The organism is Salmonella sp. SJTUF14076, assembly GCF_015534835.1.
In the GTDB taxonomy this organism is placed as follows: Bacteria; Pseudomonadota; Gammaproteobacteria; order Enterobacterales; family Enterobacteriaceae; genus Salmonella; species Salmonella enterica.
In genome coordinates this window covers 209381-228197 of record NZ_CP064674.1, presented here as the reverse complement: position 1 = coordinate 228197, position 18817 = coordinate 209381, and the positions used below count along the sequence as shown (strand labels likewise).

General features: G+C 53.7%; 15 protein-coding genes, 1 tRNA gene and 2 other RNA genes. 4 read left to right on the top strand and 14 right to left on the bottom strand.

Annotation, left to right across the window (positions count from 1 at the left end; translation table 11 throughout):
- The first annotated feature begins 62 nt into the window (after positions 1-62).
- On the top strand, positions 63-1361 hold the full coding sequence (locus tag HU143_RS01070; protein WP_001150175.1) for an aromatic amino acid transport family protein: 1299 nt from the start codon (positions 63-65) through the stop codon (positions 1359-1361).
- 100 nt (positions 1362-1461) lie between these two features.
- Here HU143_RS01070 and dppF read toward each other — a convergent pair whose 3' ends face one another.
- The 7 genes from dppF to HU143_RS01035 all read right to left on the bottom strand — a co-directional run bounded on the left by dppF (position 1462) and on the right by HU143_RS01035 (position 10224).
- Complete coding sequence (dppF, locus tag HU143_RS01065; RefSeq protein ID WP_000103563.1) at positions 1462-2475, bottom strand: dipeptide ABC transporter ATP-binding subunit DppF; 1014 nt, start codon at positions 2473-2475, stop codon at positions 1462-1464.
- Positions 2472-3455: a dipeptide ABC transporter ATP-binding protein gene (gene dppD, locus HU143_RS01060; protein WP_001196509.1), complete on the bottom strand. Its 984-nt coding sequence runs from the start codon at positions 3453-3455 to the stop codon at positions 2472-2474. The genes dppF and dppD overlap by 4 nt, the downstream gene beginning before the upstream one ends.
- Positions 3456-3465: 10 nt before the next feature.
- Positions 3466-4368, bottom strand: coding sequence for a dipeptide ABC transporter permease DppC (gene dppC, locus HU143_RS01055; RefSeq protein ID WP_000084690.1), 903 nt, complete (start codon positions 4366-4368; stop codon positions 3466-3468).
- A 9-nt stretch (positions 4369-4377) separates the two neighbouring features.
- Complete coding sequence (gene dppB / locus HU143_RS01050) at positions 4378-5397, bottom strand: dipeptide ABC transporter permease DppB (protein WP_000938843.1); 1020 nt, start codon at positions 5395-5397, stop codon at positions 4378-4380.
- A gap of 156 nt (positions 5398-5553) precedes the next feature.
- A complete protein-coding gene (dppA, locus tag HU143_RS01045) occupies positions 5554-7161 on the bottom strand; it encodes a dipeptide ABC transporter periplasmic-binding protein DppA (RefSeq protein WP_000028047.1) in 1608 nt (535 codons plus the stop codon).
- Positions 7162-7716: 555 nt separating this feature from the next.
- Positions 7717-9042: a uracil-xanthine permease family protein gene (locus HU143_RS01040; protein WP_001136082.1), complete on the bottom strand. Its 1326-nt coding sequence runs from the start codon at positions 9040-9042 to the stop codon at positions 7717-7719.
- Positions 9043-9099: 57 nt separating this feature from the next.
- The gene (locus HU143_RS01035; RefSeq protein ID WP_023227404.1) at positions 9100-10224 is read right to left on the bottom strand and encodes an aryl-sulfate sulfotransferase; all 1125 of its coding nucleotides are present in this window, start codon (positions 10222-10224) and stop codon (positions 9100-9102) included.
- A 149-nt stretch (positions 10225-10373) separates the two neighbouring features.
- Between HU143_RS01035 and HU143_RS01030 the strand changes: the two genes are divergently transcribed.
- Positions 10374-11381: a substrate-binding domain-containing protein gene (locus HU143_RS01030; protein ID WP_023227403.1), complete on the top strand. Its 1008-nt coding sequence runs from the start codon at positions 10374-10376 to the stop codon at positions 11379-11381.
- Here HU143_RS01030 and HU143_RS01025 read toward each other — a convergent pair.
- The 6 genes from HU143_RS01025 to HU143_RS01000 form a co-directional block, all read right to left on the bottom strand.
- Positions 11372-11505: non-coding RNA, RtT sRNA (locus HU143_RS01025), on the bottom strand. The genes HU143_RS01030 and HU143_RS01025 overlap by 10 nt on opposite strands.
- A gap of 109 nt (positions 11506-11614) precedes the next feature.
- Positions 11615-12073: an IS200/IS605-like element IS200F family transposase gene (gene tnpA / locus HU143_RS01020; protein ID WP_000502119.1), complete on the bottom strand. Its 459-nt coding sequence runs from the start codon at positions 12071-12073 to the stop codon at positions 11615-11617.
- Between the two features lie 179 nt (positions 12074-12252).
- Positions 12253-12386, bottom strand: a non-coding RNA gene (locus tag HU143_RS01015) — RtT sRNA.
- Positions 12387-12421: 35 nt separating this feature from the next.
- Positions 12422-12498 (bottom strand) — tRNA-Pro (locus HU143_RS01010).
- Between the two features lie 90 nt (positions 12499-12588).
- Entirely contained in the window at positions 12589-14280 is a 1692-nt protein-coding gene (gene eptB / locus HU143_RS01005) for a kdo(2)-lipid A phosphoethanolamine 7''-transferase (protein ID WP_001269247.1), read from the bottom strand.
- Between the two features lie 230 nt (positions 14281-14510).
- Positions 14511-15215, bottom strand: a complete 705-nt coding sequence (locus HU143_RS01000) for an autotransporter outer membrane beta-barrel domain-containing protein (RefSeq protein ID WP_001522000.1) — start codon at positions 15213-15215, stop codon at positions 14511-14513.
- Positions 15216-15371: 156 nt separating this feature from the next.
- Between HU143_RS01000 and tag the strand changes: the two genes are divergently transcribed.
- Both tag and HU143_RS00990 read left to right on the top strand, forming a co-directional pair.
- Positions 15372-15953, top strand: coding sequence for a DNA-3-methyladenine glycosylase I (tag, locus tag HU143_RS00995; protein ID WP_023193821.1), 582 nt, complete (start codon positions 15372-15374; stop codon positions 15951-15953).
- On the top strand, positions 15931-16371 hold the full coding sequence (locus HU143_RS00990) for an N-acetyltransferase (protein ID WP_000619902.1): 441 nt from the start codon (positions 15931-15933) through the stop codon (positions 16369-16371). The genes tag and HU143_RS00990 overlap by 23 nt, the downstream gene beginning before the upstream one ends.
- On the opposite strand, the gene HU143_RS00985 is transcribed toward HU143_RS00990, so the two are convergent.
- Entirely contained in the window at positions 16340-18673 is a 2334-nt protein-coding gene (locus tag HU143_RS00985) for a molybdopterin guanine dinucleotide-containing S/N-oxide reductase (RefSeq protein WP_023227718.1), read from the bottom strand. The two genes, HU143_RS00990 and HU143_RS00985, sit on opposite strands and share 32 nt — an antisense overlap.
- Between the last annotated feature and the right edge of the window lie 144 nt (positions 18674-18817).

Sequence of the window (18817 nt, the reverse complement as noted above, 5' to 3'; positions counted from 1 at the left end):
TAGCCTGGTTATAGGCAGCATTCTTTATGAGAGAGCTGCGTATATTTTGGGCAGGGGGCTCTATGCAGGACGACACATTACCATTAAATAACAGTAACGCTACGACCACACCGCTTTCAACGAGATTACCGTTTACAAAATATGATTTTGGCTGGGTGCTCTTGTGTATCGGAATGGCGATCGGCGCCGGTACCGTCTTAATGCCAGTGCAAATCGGTCTCAAGGGGATCTGGGTATTTATTACCGCTTTTATCATCGCCTATCCCGCTACCTATATTGTGCAGGATATTTATCTAAAAACGTTATCTGAAAGCGAAACCTGTGACGATTATACCGATATTATCAGTCACTATCTTGGCAAAAACTGGGGCGTTTTTCTCGGTGTAATCTATTTTCTTATGATTATCCACGGGGTGTTTATTTACTCCCTGTCGGTGGTGTTTGATAGCGCCTCCTATATCAAAACCTTCGGCCTTACTGAGGCCGATCTTTCGCAGTCTATTATCTATAAAGTCGCGATTTTCGCCGTGCTGGTGGCGATTGCCTCCGGCGGGGAAAAGCTATTATTTAAAATTTCCGGCCCGATGGTGGTGGTAAAAGTCGGGATCATTCTGATATTCGGTTTTGCGATGATCCCACACTGGAATCTTGATAATATTTCAGCCTTTCCCGCCGCATCAGTTTTCTTTCGCGACGTACTGCTCACTATCCCATTTTGCTTCTTTTCTGCGGTCTTCATTCAGGTGCTAAACCCAATGAACATCGCCTATCGTAAGCGCGAGCCTGACCGTGTGCTGGCTACCCGGATGGCGATTCGCACGCATCGCATTAGCTATATTACGCTGATTGCCATTATTCTCTTTTTCTCGTTCTCATTTACCTTTTCGATTAGCCATGAAGAAGCGGTATCAGCATTCGAGCAGAATATTTCCGCTCTTGCGCTGGCAGCTCAGGTAATCCCTGGCCATATCATCCACATTACCTCTACCATCCTCAATATTTTTGCCGTACTTACCGCGTTCTTTGGTATTTATTTAGGTTTTCACGAAGCGCTTAAAGGTATTGTACTGAATGTATTGAGTCGTATTATGGATGTCAAAAACGTCAACCCACTGTTACTGACATCTGGAATCTGTGTCTTTATCGTGGTTACTCTGGTTATTTGGGTTTCGTTTCGCGTCTCAGTATTGGTCTTTTTCCAGTTAGGCAGTCCGCTTTATGGCATTGTCGCGTGTATTATTCCCTTTTTCCTGATTTATAAAGTAGCGCAACTGGAAAAATTACGCGGCCTGAAAACCTGGCTTATTCTGTTATATGGAATATTGTTGTGCCTGTCGCCGTTATTAAAATTGATTGAATAAGCCGTGCCAAAGAGCCATGCCCGGTGGCGCTACGCTTACCAGGCCTACAGGTACGGTGTAGGCTTGATAAGGCGCAGCCGCCATCCGGCATAAAACGCAATTAACTCAGCGGTTTCTGCGGATTTTCATCCTGATCGACGGCAAAGCAGGCCACCAACTGGCCGTCGTACTCTTTAAGCTGCGGCTGTAACTGCGTACAGGGTCCGAAGCGGCGGCTGCAGCGGGCGTTGAAGGCGCAGCCCGGCGGCGGGTTCAGCGGGCTCGGCAACTCGCCGGTCAGCTTAATCCGCTCACGGCGATCGTCCGGATTCAGCCGTGGCGTGGCGGAGAGCAACGCCTGGGTATAGGGATGACGTGGATTGTTAAAAATCTGCTCTTTGGTCCCTTTCTCCACGCAGCGGCCTAAGTACATGACCATCACTTCATCGGCGATGTGTTCCACCACCGACAGGTCGTGCGAGATAAAGACATAAGACAGCCCCATATCCTGTTGCAAATCCATCATCAGGTTCAGCACCTGGGCGCGCACCGACACGTCGAGCGCGGAGACCGGTTCGTCGGCAATCACTACGTCCGGATCAAGCATCAGACCGCGGGCGATAGCGATACGCTGACGCTGGCCGCCGGAGAACATATGCGGATAGCGGTCGTAGTGCTCGGTTTTCAGCCCCACCTTCGCCATCATCGCCAGCGCTTTTTCACGACGCTGCGCTTTACTCAGGCTGGTATTGATCAGCAACGGCTCTTCCAGAATTTGCCCCACTTTCTTGCGTGGGTTCAGGGAACCGTAGGGGTTCTGAAACACAATCTGAATTTTCTGCCGCCGCAGTTTCTGCGCGTGCGGATCGTGTTTGAGCAGATCCTGCCCCTGGTAATAAAGCTCGCCGCCGGTTGGCGTTTCAATCATCGTCAGCAGGCGACCCAGTGTGGATTTTCCACAACCGGACTCCCCCACTACGGCCAGCGTTTTACCGCGTTCGAGATTAAACGACACGCCGTCCAGCGCTTTTACCAGCCGTTCCGGAGAAAAGATCCCCTTCTTCACCGGATAGTGTTTTTTCAGGTCGATAGCCCGCAACAGCGGCTGTTGCAAGGTGGCCTCATGCGTACTCATAGTGTGGGCCTCCCGGCATCATCGAGTGGGTAATGACATTTTGACTGACGTCCATCGTCCAGTTGGTTGAGAGCAGGTTCTTCCGCACGACATCTGTCCGTGGCGTAGGGGCAGCGCGGGTTAAGCAGACAACCCGTCGGTCGGTCATATTTCCCCGGCACCACACCCGGCAGCGACGCCAGACGCGCTTTGTCCTGAGCAAACTCTGGTAACGCGCGTAGCAGTGCCTGGGTGTAGGGATGACGCGGCGCGCGGAAAATATCCTGCGCAGCGCCGGTTTCGACGACCTGCCCGGCGTACATGACGATAATTTTGTGCGCCGCTTCCGCCACCAGCGCCAGGTCATGGGTAATCAGCACCAGCGCCATGTTCTCTTTTTGCTGCAACTCCAGCAGCAGCTCAATAATTTGCGCCTGAATAGTCACATCCAGCGCCGTGGTCGGTTCATCGGCAATTAACAGCTTTGGTCGACAGGCTATGGCCATCGCAATCATCACGCGCTGACTCATGCCGCCAGAAAGCTGGTGCGGATAGACATCCAGACGAGAGGCCGGATCGGGAATGCCCACCTGGTTCAACAGGTCAATCGCTCGCTGACGACGGGTTTTCTTGTTCCCGCCCTGATGTACCTTGATGGCTTCCATAATCTGAAAGCCAACGGTATAGCAAGGATTGAGGCTGGTCATCGGGTCCTGGAAAATCATCGCCACTTCAGCGCCCACCAGGTTGCGACGTTCCTTCTCGGAAATGCGCTTCAGATCCTGTCCGTTAAAGAGCAGGTTTTCCGCCATCACGCGGCCTGGGTAATCGATAAGCCCCATAATCGCCAGCGAGCTGACAGATTTGCCGGAACCAGACTCGCCGACAATACCGACCACCTCACCCTGCTTCACGCTGTAACTAATGCGGTCGACGGCTTTGAACGGTGTCCCTTCGTCGCCGAAGTGCACCGATAATTGATCTACATTTAATAACGCCATCTCGAACCTCTTACTGCTTCAGTTTGGGATCGAGCGCGTCACGCAGACCGTCACCCATCAGGTTAAATGCCAGCACCGTCAGCAGAATCGCCAGCCCCGGGAAGGTCACGACCCACCAGGCGCTTTGCGCGAACTGCAATACGTCAGAGAGCATGGTGCCCCATTCCGGCGTAGGCGGCTGTGCGCCCATCCCCAGGAAGCCGAGGGCAGCCATATCGAGAATGGCGTTAGAGAAGCCCAGTGACGCCTGCACGATCAGCGGCGCAAGGCAGTTCGGGAAAATATTGACGAACATCTGACGCATCGCGCCTGCGCCCGCCACACGGGAGGCAGTCACATAATCACGGTTCACCTCTACCAGAACCGCCGCGCGGGTTAAGCGGACGTAGTGCGGCAGCGCCACAAACGTCAACGCCAGCGCCGCGTTGCCGATGGAGGGACCGAAGATCGCCACCAGCACCAGCGCCAGCAGCAGGCTCGGCAGGGCCAGCATAATATCGACCACGCGCATGATGATGTTATCGACCAGACCGCCGAAGTAACCCGCGACCAGGCCGAGAATAATCCCCATTACCAGCGACAGGACGACCACCAGACAGCCGACCAGCAGCGACAAACGCGCGCCATACATCAGGCGCGAGAGGACATCGCGACCAACATCATCCGTTCCCAGAATATGCGCCCAACTGCCGCCTTCCTGCCAGACCGGCGGCGCCAGCAGCGCATCGCGGAACTGCTCTGCCGGGTTGTACGGCGCAATAAAGTTGGCAAACACCGCAATCAGGATCACGATGAGAACATACGCCAGCCCGACGACCGCGCCTTTATTGCGTTTGAAATAGTGCCAGAACTCCCGCAATGGCGTCATGGGCGCCGGTGCGGCATTAACATTATTTTCAGTAACCTGTGACATGATGGCCCCTTACTTCTTATGCCGAATACGCGGGTTCACCACGCCGTACAGCAGGTCTACCAGCAGGTTGACGAGAATAATCATCGTCGCTACCAGTAACACGCCGCCCTGCACTACCGGATAATCGCGACGTTGCAGCGCATCGATCAGCCAGCGTCCCAGACCGGGCCACGAGAAGATAGTTTCTGTCAGAATCGCGCCTGCCAGCAGCGTCCCGACCTGCAGGCCGATCACGGTGACGACTGGCAGCATGGCGTTACGCAGAGCATGGACGATAATGACGCGCATCCTGGTCAACCCTTTGGCGCGTGCGGTACGGATGTAATCCTCCCCCAGCACTTCCAGCATCGACGAACGGGTCATACGCACAATGACGGCCAGAGGGATTGTGCCGAGCACCATCGCAGGCAGGATCATATGCGCCAGCGCATCAATAAAGTTACCCTCTTCGCCCCAGATAGCGGTGTCGATCAGCATAAAGCCCGTCAACGGATTGGTATCATCAAGGAACACCATATCGCTCACGCGCCCGGAAACCGGCGTCAGGTTCCAGTGGACGGAGACCAGCATGATCAGCATCATGCCCCACCAGAAGATAGGCATAGAGTAACCGGTCAGCGCCAGGCCAACGGCAGTGTGATCGAAGATAGAACCGCGCTTCACTGCGGCCAGCACGCCCACCGGAATCCCCACGGCGACGGCAAAAATCATGGCGCAGACGCCAAGTTCCAGCGTCGCTTTAAAGCGAGGCACAAACTCGTCCCATACAGGGATTCGGCTTTTCAGCGAGATGCCTAAATCGCCATGCATTACCCCCCAGATATAATGGAGGTACTGCTGCCACATCGGTTTATCAAGACCGAGTTCAGCCAGCAGTTGAGCATGACGCTCAGGGGAAATACCTCGCTCACCCGCCATGATCATCACCGGATCGCCGGGGATCATGTGGACAAAGGCAAAGGTGAGAAGGGTAATACCGATAAACGTCGGGATAACGAGTCCCAAACGTCGGAGAATGAACTGCAACATAACCCGAATTCTCTCTCATGACGCACGGCCTGGAACCGTGAGTCTGTATTGCTCACAAATCTTATCCCACGCAAACTGCATCGCGGATAAAGCATTACGCCGGATGGCGCTGCGCTTATCCGGCCTACACAACACCGGGGCGCAGCGCTCTTTTAATTATTCGACAGAGACGTTTTCGAAGTGATGTTTGCCTAATGGATCAACCACATAGCCTTTAACTTCTTTACGCACTGGCTCATAAACCGTGGAGTGAGCGATGATCAGCGCTGGCGCCTGGTCATGCATCACAACCTGGGCCTGTTTATAGAGCTCAATACGCTTGTTGTGGTCATCGGTCGCACGCGCAGGCTGAATCAGGTCTTCAAACGGCTTGTAGCACCATTTTGAATAGTTGGAGCCTTGCTGGGCGGCATCGCAGCTGAACAGCGTGGCGAAGAAGTTATCCGGATCGCCATTATCGCCGGTCCAGCCCATCATCACCGTCTGGTGCTCGCCATCTTTAGCGCGCTTGAGGTATTCGCCCCATTCATAGGTGACAATTTTGGCCTGAACGCCAATCTTCGCCCAGTCCGCCTGGATCATTTCCGCCATACGACGCGCATTCGGGTTATAGGGACGCTGTACCGGCATCGCCCACAGATCGATGGTGAAGCCTTTTTCCAGACCGGCTTCTTTCAGCAGCGCCTTGGCTTTTTCCGGATCGTAGCCGTAGTCTTTAATATCGTCGTTGTAGCCCCACATCGTCGGCGGGATCAGGTTTTTCGCCGCAACGCCCGCGCCCTGATAAACGGCTTTGATGATGGCCTCTTTATTCACGGCATAGGTCAACGCCTGGCGAACTTTGACATCATCCAGCGGTTTTTTCTGCACGTTATAGGAGAGATAACCCACGTTCAGACCGGCCTGCTCCATCAGGTTGATGTTTTTATCTTCTTTCATGCGCGCAATATCCGCCGGGTTCGGATACGGCATCACCTGACATTCGTTCTTCTGCAGTTTGGCGTAACGCACAGAGGCGTCAGGCGTGATGGAGAAGACCAGACGGTCAATCTGCGGCTTCGTGCCCCAGTAGCCGTCAAAGGCTTTGTAGAGAATGCGGGAGTCTTTCTGATATTGCACCAGTTGGAACGGGCCAGTGCCGACCGGGTTCAGATCCACTTTTTCCGGCGTACCGGCTTTCAGCATGTTGTCAGCATATTCTTTGGAAAGAATAGAGGCGAAGTCCATGGCTAAATCGGCAAGGAACGGCGCTTCCGGACGCGTCAGCACAAACTGCACCGTGTGATCGTCTACCTTCTTCACTTCGCTAATCAGATCCGGCAGCCCCATGCCTTCAAAGTATTCATAGCTGCCGCCAGACACTTTATGGTACGGGTTCTGCTCGTTTTTCTGCCGGTCAAAAGAGAACACGACATCATCGGCGTTCAGCTCGCGCGTGGGTTTGAAATCCTTGCTGGATTGCCATTTCACCCCTTTACGTAGGTGGAACGTATAGGTTTTACCGTCTTCGCTGATATCCCACTTCTCAGCAAGACCCGGGATCACTTCCGTGGTGCCGGTTTTGAATTCAACCAGACGGTTATAGATAGGTACGGAGCTGGCATCATAGGTGGTGCCAGACGTAAAGAGCTGTGGGTTAAAGCCTTCCGGCGAGCCTTCTGAACAATAAACCAGGGTTTTGGCCTGCACGCTTGCTGCAACGGTCATGGCCACCAGGCTCAAACCAAGCTTCAGCATCCCTGACTTCTTCAAGGAAATACTCATTCTTCTGCTCCAATTGTGATGTATGTTGTTTTGCCCTTTGCAAAGGCTTTTACCGCCCGGCCTTTTTTGTTTTTTACCTGGTCAGGTCAGTAGTGAGAGGTGGGGATTCCGTTCGCATAATCGACTGAGTTGCAGTGCGGATTCTCCATAAAATGCCCCTCATTCCCTACAATCTGTCAATAGAATGTCAAAACGTCAATACAGGTAACCAGCTTTTACAACAACGGTGAGAATTAACAAACAAAGATTAAAAAAAGTTCAGAAGGGTATTTTCAGCAGGGAAATTTGTGCTATAGGCAGAAAGGCAGAGTTATTCACTTAATATTTTGCAACAGTTAGTGATTAACAATTAGCCATTAATTAAAAAATTTCTTTCGATATGTTGATTATCTGAGCGATTAATACCACTAACGCTAAGACGCACAGGCGAAAATGCTGAGGTTATCCATAAGCCGTATGCAAAAAAGAGTGATCCGGACATTGAAAAACACCATCGAATATGTCACAAAATTGTAAATAAGTAGGCCGTCGTGCGGCCTACCGCGATCACAAAAACTAACTTTTGACCCTGGCCTGCGTGCGCTTTTCGCTCCAGTTAAACAACGAGTTCACCAGAATCGCCGTCAACGTCCCCGCTGCCATGCCGTTGCCAAAGACCATCTGTACGCCCGCTGGGAAATTCTGATACAGGCCGGGTACCAGTATAGGTAGCATTCCCATGGCCAGCCCCATCGCCAGCGCGTAGGTTTTACCCGGCGTATGCAGTGGCTCACGCGCAATCATATCAATGCCGATGACCCCGATAATGCTGAAGACAATCACCGCCGTACCGCACACCACCGAACCTGGCAGACAGGTCGCCAGACGTACCAGCGGCGCGAATATGGCAATCAGGATTAACAATCCTCCAGCAGCCGCAGTCACGAAACGCGATTTCACGTTAGTGGTGCGTACCACCCCAATATTTTCGCCGGAGGTGATAATTAAGGAGGTGCCAAAAATACCCCCCAGCAGCGACATTACCGCATCACCACGAATGGTACGTGGAATCGTCTGCTGCACATTTTGCGTGGAATTGACTATTTCCGCGGTCGCAATCGTTTGCCCGGTTGCTTCAGCCATAGAGATGACCGCGTAAATCAGTAAAGGCAGCGAGGCGGAGAGATCAAAAATCGGCCAGCCGAACGGCAAAAGCTGTGGGAAACTAAACAGCGGCCCGTGACTAACACCGCTAAAATCGGTGCTGCCCAGCGCCATTCCCAGCAACGTTCCCGCTAAAAGGCCGAACATCACCGCCAGCTGGCGCAAAATACCGCTAAACGCCAGCGCGAAAATCAGCGTTATCAGGATAGTCCCCAGCGATAAAATGATACTGGTTGGATGAGCGAAGTCGGCGCTCCCTGGCTGGCCAATGATCAATCCGCCGTACAGGCGAATAAGGTTAATCGACACCATTAGCAGCATGATGCCAATGATAAAAGGGGGAAAATGGTGCAGGCAGCGGCGGAAAATCGGCAACGCGATAAAGTAGAACAGCGAGGTCAGAATTACGGCGCCAATCGCGGTCTGGATATTGGTCTGTAAAGCGATCGCAACGAAAATCGCAATCGGCGCGCCCCCCGGTACCATAATAAACGGCAAACGCGCGCCCACCCCTTTCACACCCAGGCTTTGCAAAATAGCGCCCAGACCGCACATCAGAAAGGTCGCGCTAAGTACCGAGGCGGTCACCGTATCGGTAAAGTGGAGCGCTTTGGCGATCAGAAAGACGGAGGTAATGGGGGTGGCGGCAACGACCAGCACATGCTGAAGCGCCAAAAGTAAGGTGGTTTGCCAGGGTAATGCATCGTTATCCGGCGTAGTAAGGCCAGGTTGCGGCATGATTAACTCCCATAAAACATCAAAAAAATAACCGCCAGCGCGGGCTGGCGGTCTGTATTATTTCAACCAACTAATGGCATCAGCGGCATAGCGATGCGCACGGAAGGCGCTGTTCTGTTTTCCAGGAATAATGCCTTTACTGAGGTGCTCCGGATATTCATTAAAGAACGGAATGATATATTCCCATACCGTTTCGCCTTCCGGAGTAACTTCAAACAGGCGACCAAACGCCGATTCACAGATAAAGGTGTTGCCGTTCGCCAGCCGCTGCGCGCTCCCCATATATGGCGAGAAAAACGCCGGCGGGAAGATATCGCGATACTGCCAGGTAATCGCTTTGGTCTGCGGATCGAACTCCAGCACCGTGGAATGCGGCGAGGTGACGCCGGGACGCAGGTTGCCGTTATCGAAAACCAGAATCGACCCGTTCTCCATCTCAACCGGCGTGTGCTGCTGCGCTACGACTTCCGGCCCTGCATGCCAGATAACCTTCCCGCTCTCTTTATCCACGGCAATGACGCCGGAAGTGGTACGCAGGCTCATCAGTACCAGGCCATCACGGGTGACGGACAGGCCGTTAATCATCGGCCAGTGGCGGCGGTCGAAAATATCATGAATCGGGAAATCTTCCGGATTCAAATGCTCCCAGGCACGCCATTCCCACACCACTTCACCGTCGCGATTGACCTCTTTGACGACGTCGCTCTGAATCACGCCGTCCGGCGCATCGCGGCGCGGGTCGCCGCCGATAACACGGGCGGCGATATCGGCAGGCAACGGCGACGCGGCGGTATACAGCAGATTACCGTTCGCCAACCATTGCGCATCATGGTGATGGAAGATGTCTTCATAGTGCCAGACGATTTCGTTATCCGGCGTCACTTCGTAGAAGTCGCCGCCGTGCCAGAGATCCCACGCCGGATAGAGGTTCGCTGAAGTGCGGTGGCTGCCGTTATAACCCAGATTACCGTTCGGCAGCAGCACCGCATCACGCCCGGCGCGAACCGGAAGCTGCCACTGATGCGCGACTTCGCCCTGCTCGTCCACCAGGTAAACCCGCCCTTCGGCGGTTTGCGGCGCAAAGAGGGTATAGCCGCCAAAGCTCTTCGCCTTATCAGCGTAGATAAGGCCCGCCAGACGGCGTCCAAGGGTAAAAGTCGAGTCCTGAGTTAAGTGTGCCACATCGCCTCCTGAGGAATAAATTTGCGCCAAAATACCCCATTAAAACGTTTTAATGAAGAGTTTTTTACGATCCTCACTGAAAAAAAGCAAACGTTACCGTCTGGTAAATATGCTACCCTGTGCGCAAATTTTCGCAGGTCAGGAAGCAGATGGCTGTTCAAAATAAAAAACGCGCAAAGTTGATTGATGTTGCCCGCCATGCAGGCGTGTCGCCAGGGACGGTATCCAATGCATTGCACAACACCCGCTTTGTCGAGCCGCAGACGCGACGGCGTATTGAAGAGGCCATTGCTGCGCTCAACTACACGCCGAATATTCGCGCCCGCCAGTTGCGAACCGGCAAAACCAATACCATTGCCTTGCTCTCTTCGGTGCCGCTGGCGATTGCCTCCGGCGCGTCACGACTGGGATTTATGATGGAGGTGGCGTTAACGTCCGCGATGATGGCGCTGGAAAAACAGCATGCGCTGATTCTGGTGCCGCCGGGGGCAAATCCACTGGATGCCGTCAGCTTTGACGCGGCGATCCTGATTGAACCGGCGGAGAACGACCCGCAGCTCCAGGCGCTGGCGCAAGCGGGCATTCCCTGCGTCACCATTGGCCGCACGCCGGGGACCGACACGCCTGTGCCGTGGGTGGAGCTGCACTCGGCGGCAACAGCACAGCTTCTGCTAACGCATCTGGAGGCCTCCGGCGCCAGCAAATGTGCGTTATTTGTCGGTAACACACGGCGAACATCAGTTCTGGAGAGCGAAGCGGCTTACCAGCGCTGGTGCGCGGGACGCCAGGCCCCCGTCGTCTACTCTCTCAATGAAAGCGAGGGTGAAAATGCCGGCTACCAGGCCGCGCAGCAGCTATTACAGGCGCATCCCGACGTTGACGGCGTGCTGGTGCTGATCGACACCTTTGCCAGCGGCGCGGTACGGGCTTTCCAGGAACAAGACATCGCCATACCTGAACAAATGCGGGTGGTTACCCGCTATGACGGTATCCGCGCGCGCGAATCGCTGCCGCCGCTGACGGCAGTGAATATGCATCTTGATGAGGTGGCGCGACAGGCAATCACACTCCTGTTTGCCGTTCTGTCGGGTGAGAAGGTCAGCTACAGCGACGGGATCATGCCTGAACTGGTGGTGCGAGCGTCAACCTGCCGGTGACAGAGGATGACTTGCCACTGCGTGGCTCGCCCTGCGGGCCGTTGCTGACGCAACGTTTTCTCGCTTCGCTCGGGTCGAACCTCTTGCCCTCCGGAGGTTCTCATCCTCGTCAGACTTCAGATACAATAAATATCCTCCGGCATAGCCGGAGGTTTTTCAGATGCGCCTGTAAGGCTCTCTTACCAGCCGCGCCCTAACAGGCGCATACGATCTGACATTTGCATCAAACTTCGTTACTTACGGCCCGTAAACGGGCTGCCCGGATACGGGATCGATAATTGCTCACCCATTTTATCCTCTTCAAGCTGGTGCTTTATGTAGTCCTGTATCTTCGCCGTGTTCTTACCCACCGTATCGACATAGTACCCTCTGCACCAGAACTCCCTGTTCCTGTATTTGAATTTTAGATCCCCAAACTGCTCGTAAAGCATCAGACTACTTTTACCCTTCAGATATCCCATGAAACTCGACACACTCATCTTCGGCGGGATCTCCAGAAGCATGTGAATATGATCTGCACAACATTCTGCTTCCAGAATTCGTACGTTTTTCCATTCACACAATTTTCTTAATATGCTGCCTACTGCCCTACGCTTCTCTCCATAGAACGCTTGTCTTCGGTATTTGGGCGCGAAAACTATGTGATATTTACAGTTCCATCGGGTGTGCGCTAAGCTCTTTTCGTCCCCCATTGGGACTCCCTTTTGATTTCTTGTTGAACTTTTGCAGTTGCCAGACCGCAAGATGTTTTAACAAATCAAAAGGGGTTTTAATAACTGGCTTAAAGCTGAAAGCTTTCCGGAACCCCCAGCCTAGCTGGGGGTTTTCCATAGACAAAAAAACCCTGCTCATTGAGCAGGGTTTCTGAATTTGGTCGGTGATAGAGGATGACTCGCCACTGCGTGGCTCGCCCTGCGGGCCGTTGCTGACGCAACGTTTTCTCGCTTCGCTCGGGTCGAACCTCTTGCCCCCGGAGGTTCTCATCCTCGTCAGGCTTCAGATACAAAAAAACCCTGCTCGTTGAGCAGGGTTTCTGAATTTGGTCGGTGATAGAGGATTCGAACCTCCGACCCCTTCGTCCCGAACGAAGTGCGCTACCAGGCTGCGCCAATCACCGAATGCGGGCGCATCTTACTGCTCAGGCGCACGCCCGTCAATCCCTTAGTCGCAAAATACAATTCAATCGGCGAGAAAGTCGGCAGACAACCTACTTCGCGGCGACTTTCTGCGCATCGGGAATATGGCACCAGTTGTTGTTCTGGTTAATGCCGCCATCCGGCGATGTATACCCCAGGCAGCCCATTATCGTATCGTACAGCTCCACATGACGACGCGGCACTTTGATCTCCGCCTGCTGCTTCAGGTGAGCGAACATCTGCGCATGTTGCGGACTGGCAAGATATTTATCCGACATCCATACCAGCATCGGAACACGGAATTGCTCCGGCGGCGCCATATTGCGCGGCGTACCGTGCAAATGTTCGCGTTCGTTAATCGACTCGCCGTGGTCAGCCGCGTAGAACACAATCGCTTTTTTATCACGTAGCTGATCGAACACACTGGTAATAAAGTGATCCACATAGGTCACGGAGTTATCGTAAGAGTTGATCATCTGCGCTTTCGTGCAGCCGCTATCGACCCCAATACATTCGGGCTTCCACTGAGCGTAGCTGCGCGGATAACGTTGCGTATAGTTAAAATGCGACCCCTTAGTATGCAGGATAATCAGGTGCTTACCCTCCGGGTTCTGGGCAAGCGAGTTCTGCATCTCATCAATCAACAGCATGTCATCAACCGTTTTACCGCGGTTACGCGGCTCGGCGCCGATCTGCTCGCGGTAGGAGATATTATCCGCCATGGTATTGCTATAGAACCACATCTCGCTCTGCATGGCGTACAGATCGGAACTGAATCCGAGCTGTTTGAGTACGGCAAAAACATTCTGCTCTTTTAAGGTACGCTGCGGGTTATTATCCGCCCCGCCTTCCCGTACAAACATACAGCGTAAAGAAAGCTTCGTCGCGGTATCGCAGGAATAGCCGCGGAATGCCGCCAGATTTTTTTCCTGCGCCAGCTTCGGCGTGGTATTACGCTCGTAGCCGAAAATCCCCATGTGATCCCAACGGGTCGTCTCACCGATAATGAAAACGACGTAGGTGTCATCCCCATCTTTCGGCGCAACATAGGTAAATTTCCTGGCCGGGTTTATTAACGAATTATTGTCCGACGACTCATCTACCTGCGCCCAGGCATACAGCCCTAACGCAGATAACCAGTTTGAAGGCAGATAGGAGTTCGCTACCACGCCGCCATAGCTGGGTAAGTCGATACCTGTCGCCCGTTCAACCTTTTTTTGCTGTATATCCAGCAGGCGGATAGGCGCCCACACCATTACGCCTGCGAGTACCACTACAGCGGCGCTGCGAAAACGCTGCCCCGGCGTACGTAGCTGGCGCAACAACGTGTAGCGACAGTGGTTACTCCAGATAAAGATGAGCGGAAGCAGGCTCACGGCAATCAGCCACAATACGAAGTGCAGCCCCACCACCTCTTTCGAGAGATCGATATCGGTGGTCATAACAGACGCAATAATGCCGTAGCCAATCACCACGTTCAGGAAGGTCATGTAATAACTGGCGCCAGCGGAAAACAGCACCACCAGCGTGGCCAGCACGCGCCAGACGCGTCGGCCAAACAGTGAAAGAAGACGAAGTAAGAAGAAAGTGACCAGCACCGTGGCGCCAAGTTCGACAACTGCGGAAAGGCCTTTCCAAATGGTAAATTCTTGCGCATAACTGCCGAAACGGCGGTAAAACACGGCGCAATTCATAAACAGACCGATATAGAGCGCAAGCAAGAAACTAAGTTTCTGCTGCGTCATCGATTTAATGTATCTCATGCAAACAAACCCTGGGAATCGGGATAAAAACGACCTGTACAACGATTCTTTAATCAAACAGGTAAATATGCGGCTAACGCAGATGTGAGAAAGTCTACCAGCGCGGCTAAGTAGACCACAGGAAGCGCAAAAAGTGTCTATAGAGAATGTGATTGACCTATATATTTTTGTAAATATATAGATAGGGTATTAGCTGAACTTCTAATAAGTCCAGGTGGCGGTTTATCCTGTTAAAACCTGGCGCTCACCCCCAGGGTATACAAATAATCGCTATCCGTAGCGCTATTTTCCGCCTGGGAAAACGCCGCATACGCCGCCAGGTGCGGGTTAAGTAACACGTCCGCGCCTACGGTGACATCCAGCCAGTTTCCCGCCTGATTTCCTGCGGTCATACGACTCAACCCGGACTGCGCTTTCCAGATATTTTCCCCAAACTGTTGGTTATAGCTGATTTGCGCCCAGGGACGGACATCGCCGAACTGCGAGTTTACCCGCCAGCCTAACGTACTGACGCTGGCATGCCATAACGGATCGGTAAGCGCTAATGTCGTCGCGCTATCGCCATATTCGTTATACATTGATGACGTCGAACCGTCGTAATGCAGCGCCGCGACCGGCCCAGTGGTCACGCGTCGGGAAAGCGGAAAATTCCAGCCCATACTGATACCGCTGGTCGCATCAAGCGGGGTTTCATCCGCCAGGCTAAGCACCGGCCCCACCGTATTTTGCGTAGACTGAATACGTTCGGCCAGTATGTCGTTGTAATTCGGTTGGTGATCGCTGTCCCAGGTATAGCGTTCCGTCGTATGTCCCGGAGCCGCTTCAGCGATATATTCTTGTTGCCAGGCATACGTGGTATTGATAAAAAACGAGCAGGCCATAAGGCACGCCAGACAACGCAATGTCCGGCGACCACGGCGTTTTCTTACAATCATCAACGCGACTCCAGAGTAGAGCCGAATTCGGCGATATTATTGTCATTGAATGAAGGATGTCGGGCATCAGCCCTGTATTAACTATTGTCCTTTTAGCGGGCCCGTCAAGGCGGGTTGAAGGAAATTTTCGCGGTAACCACAATAACGAGGAAGTCTATGCAGCGTTGCGACTGGGTCAGCCAGGCCCCCCTTTACATTGCCTATCATGATAACGAGTGGGGCGTACCGGAAACCGATAGCAGAAAGCTGTTTGAAATGATCTGTCTTGAAGGTCAACAGGCCGGTTTATCCTGGATCACCGTGCTTAAAAAGAGGGAGAACTACCGCGCCTGTTTTCATCAGTTTGACCCGGTACGCATCGCAGCTATGCAGGAGGAGGATGTTGAACGCCTGCTGCAGAACACAGGCATCATACGACATCGCGGTAAAATTCAGGCCATTATCAGTAACGCCCGCGCCTGGCTTGCGATGGAGCAAAACGGCGAGTCTTTCGCCGATTTTGTCTGGTCATTCGTTGATGGCCAGCCGCAGATCACCCAGGCGGCCAGCCTGGATGAGATCCCTACCTCAACACCTGCGTCCGATTCGCTTGCTAAGGCATTGAAAAAACGCGGTTTCAAGTTTGTCGGTACGACTATCTGTTACTCCTTTATGCAGGCGTGCGGACTGGTCAATGACCATATTACCGGCTGTTTTTGCCATCCGGGAGAAAAACATGATTCGCAAATCCCAGAGTGAAGACATGGCGTCTATTCTGGCGCTGTGGATGAAAAGTACCATTTATGCCCATCCCTTTATCGAAGAACGTTACTGGCACGAGAGCGAAGCAATTGTACGCGACGTCTATTTACCCGCCGCGCAAACCTGGGTATGGGAGGAAAATGGACAACTGAAAGGCTTCGTCAGCGTACTGGAAGCCCGTTTTGTCGGGGCGCTGTTTGTCGCCCCCGACGCGTTAAGACACGGCATTGGCAAAGCGCTTCTGGAATATGTCCAGCAACGTTTTCCTCTGCTGAGCCTTGAGGTTTACCAGAAAAATCAATCCGCCGTAAACTTCTACCATGCGCTCGGTTTTCGTATTGAAGATAGCGCCTGGCAGGAGGATACCGCCCACCCCACCTGGATTATGAGTTGGCAGGCGGATCAAACGCCGTAAGCGGTAGCGCCGGGCCGGTATATTTCTCAAACCAGACCAGCGCGGTGTTGCCCGCACAACCGTTCCCCAGCCGGGAACTGGGAAGATCTTTTGTCAGGACGTTTACCGCGCCGTTTTTGCATATGCCGCCTGCGGTAGGTTCAGGGTCCGGCCATGCGCCTTCGTGAATACAGATAACGCCAGGCCGAATTCCGTCGGTAACGACCGCGCCCGCCAGAACCTGCCCGCGATGATTCCAGACGCGTACCGTATCGCCATCGACGATTCCGCGCGTTGTCGCATCCTGCGGATGAATCGTCACCGGTTCGCGTCCGGCCACCGCATACCGCTCCCGTAACGAACTGTAGTTAAGCTGGCTATGCAGACGGTGCGCCGGATGCGCGGAAAGTAGCTGAACCTGCCCCGCATCGGCGTTCCCGTGCCACTCATCCGGCACCAGCCACATCGGATGACCGGGACAATCCGCATAACCATAGCTGGCAATGCGCGCAGAATAGATTTCGATTTTGCCGCTGGCCGTTTTTAGCGGATGGTTATCAGGATCGCGGCGAAAATCCGCGAAGCGCACAAACTGCGCGTTGGCGGGATTTTCCGGCATCTCCAGTAAACGGTTAGCCTGCCAGAATGCGGCAAACGGCGGCAGCGTCACCCCCTGGCTGGCGCCACGCTGGGCGGCAATATTGTAGAAGGTCTCCAGCCACGCCAGCTCGCTTTTTCCTTCGGTGAACCGAGCGTAACCGCCGGCTTCCCACCGTTCGCTCAGTTCAGCAAAAACGTCAAAATCATTCCGCGCCTCCCACTGGGGCGACACGACCTGCTTCATCGGCGCCAAATGCTGATTGCTATAGTCGCCGGTCATGGTTAAATCGTTGCGCTCATAGCTGGTGGTCGCAGGCAGAACAATATCCGCGTGTTTCGCGGCGGCCGTCCAGAAACATTCCGAGATAACGACCAGTTCCGGTTTTTGCCACGCGCGAATCAGACGGTTGGTATCCTGATGATGGGTAAAGTTCGCGCCGCCCGCCCACCAGATAAAACGAATATCCGGGAAGCGGCGATCCATCCCATTGTGTTGGTAAAACCCACCGGGGTTTTCCAGCGCCTCGACAATACGCGCCACCGGTATTTTATCTACCGCATCGACCCCGCCAGGGATGCTCCCCTGCATCGACGCTAACACGGCGGCGCGGCGCGTCGGGTTTCCGCCGTTAGCAAAATGATAAGAAAAACCAAACCCGCCGCCAGGCGTACCAATTTGCCCCAGCATTGCGGCCAGCGTAACGATCATCCAGTGCTTTTGCTCGCCGAACTGCTGACGCTGCATTCCCCAACCAGCCATCAACATGGTGGTGTTATGATGAAATATTTCCGCCAGTTCGCGGATTTTCACCGCAGAAACGCCGCAAATTTCTGCCGCCCATTCCGCTGTTTTGGCCGTACCGTCGGTCGTGCCCAAAAGATAGTCGGCGAAGCGGTCATAACCCGTCGTGCAGCGGGCAAGGAACGCTTCATCCTGCCAACCGTTTTCCACCAGCGTATGGGCGATTCCCAACATTAACGCCACATCGGTGCCCATATGTGGGGCGATCCACTCCATCTTATCGCCAAAAAAGTCGACGCTTTCCGATCGCATCGGATCGATGCAGATCAGGCGCTTGCCGCTTTGTCGCAACGCCGCAAAATAGTCGAGCCCCTGTTCATCCGAGGCATTCCAGGCAATTTTCAGAGTATTCAGCGGGTTCGCGCTCCAGAGCACCACCACCTCGCTGTGTTCCAGCACCACCGGCCAGCTAGTCTGCTGCTGGTAAACCTCGTTGCCACCCACCACATAAGGCATGATAGCCTGCGCCGCGCCGGTGGAATAATCGCCAAGATGGCCGGTATACCCTCCCGCCAGCGCCATGTAACGCTGCAATAGCGTAGCCGCTTTATGCAATACGCCGTTCGAACGCCAACCGTAGGAGCCGGCGAAGATGGACGATGGCCCATAACTTTCGCGAATACGTTTGTGCTGAGCGTGGATCAGATCCAGCGCGTCATCCCAACTTACGCGAACAAACTCATCCTGCCCGCGTATGCCTTGCGGCTTATCGGGGGAAGCCAGGAACCCTTTACGCACCATCGGGAAGCGAACCCGCGTTTTACTGTGCACCTGGTCATGCACAACGGTTTGCAGGGAATTTTGGTGTGCCGTCGGGAGTTCGCCATACGAGGCAAAAATGCGTTCTCCGTCGGTTTCAACGCGGACTGGCCCCCAGTGTGCGGCGGTCAATACCGAATGACGCGATGGTGCGTGGGTCAAGGTTCGCTCCTGAATTATTGGGATTATTTATTTTGCCGATCAATGTTACTTACAAATTTCAGAGTTTTCCCTGGAATTTTCTTCATGTGCAGACGTCATAATCAACCGCCACGGTCGCTGTGGTAAAAATAAAAAAGTGATAAG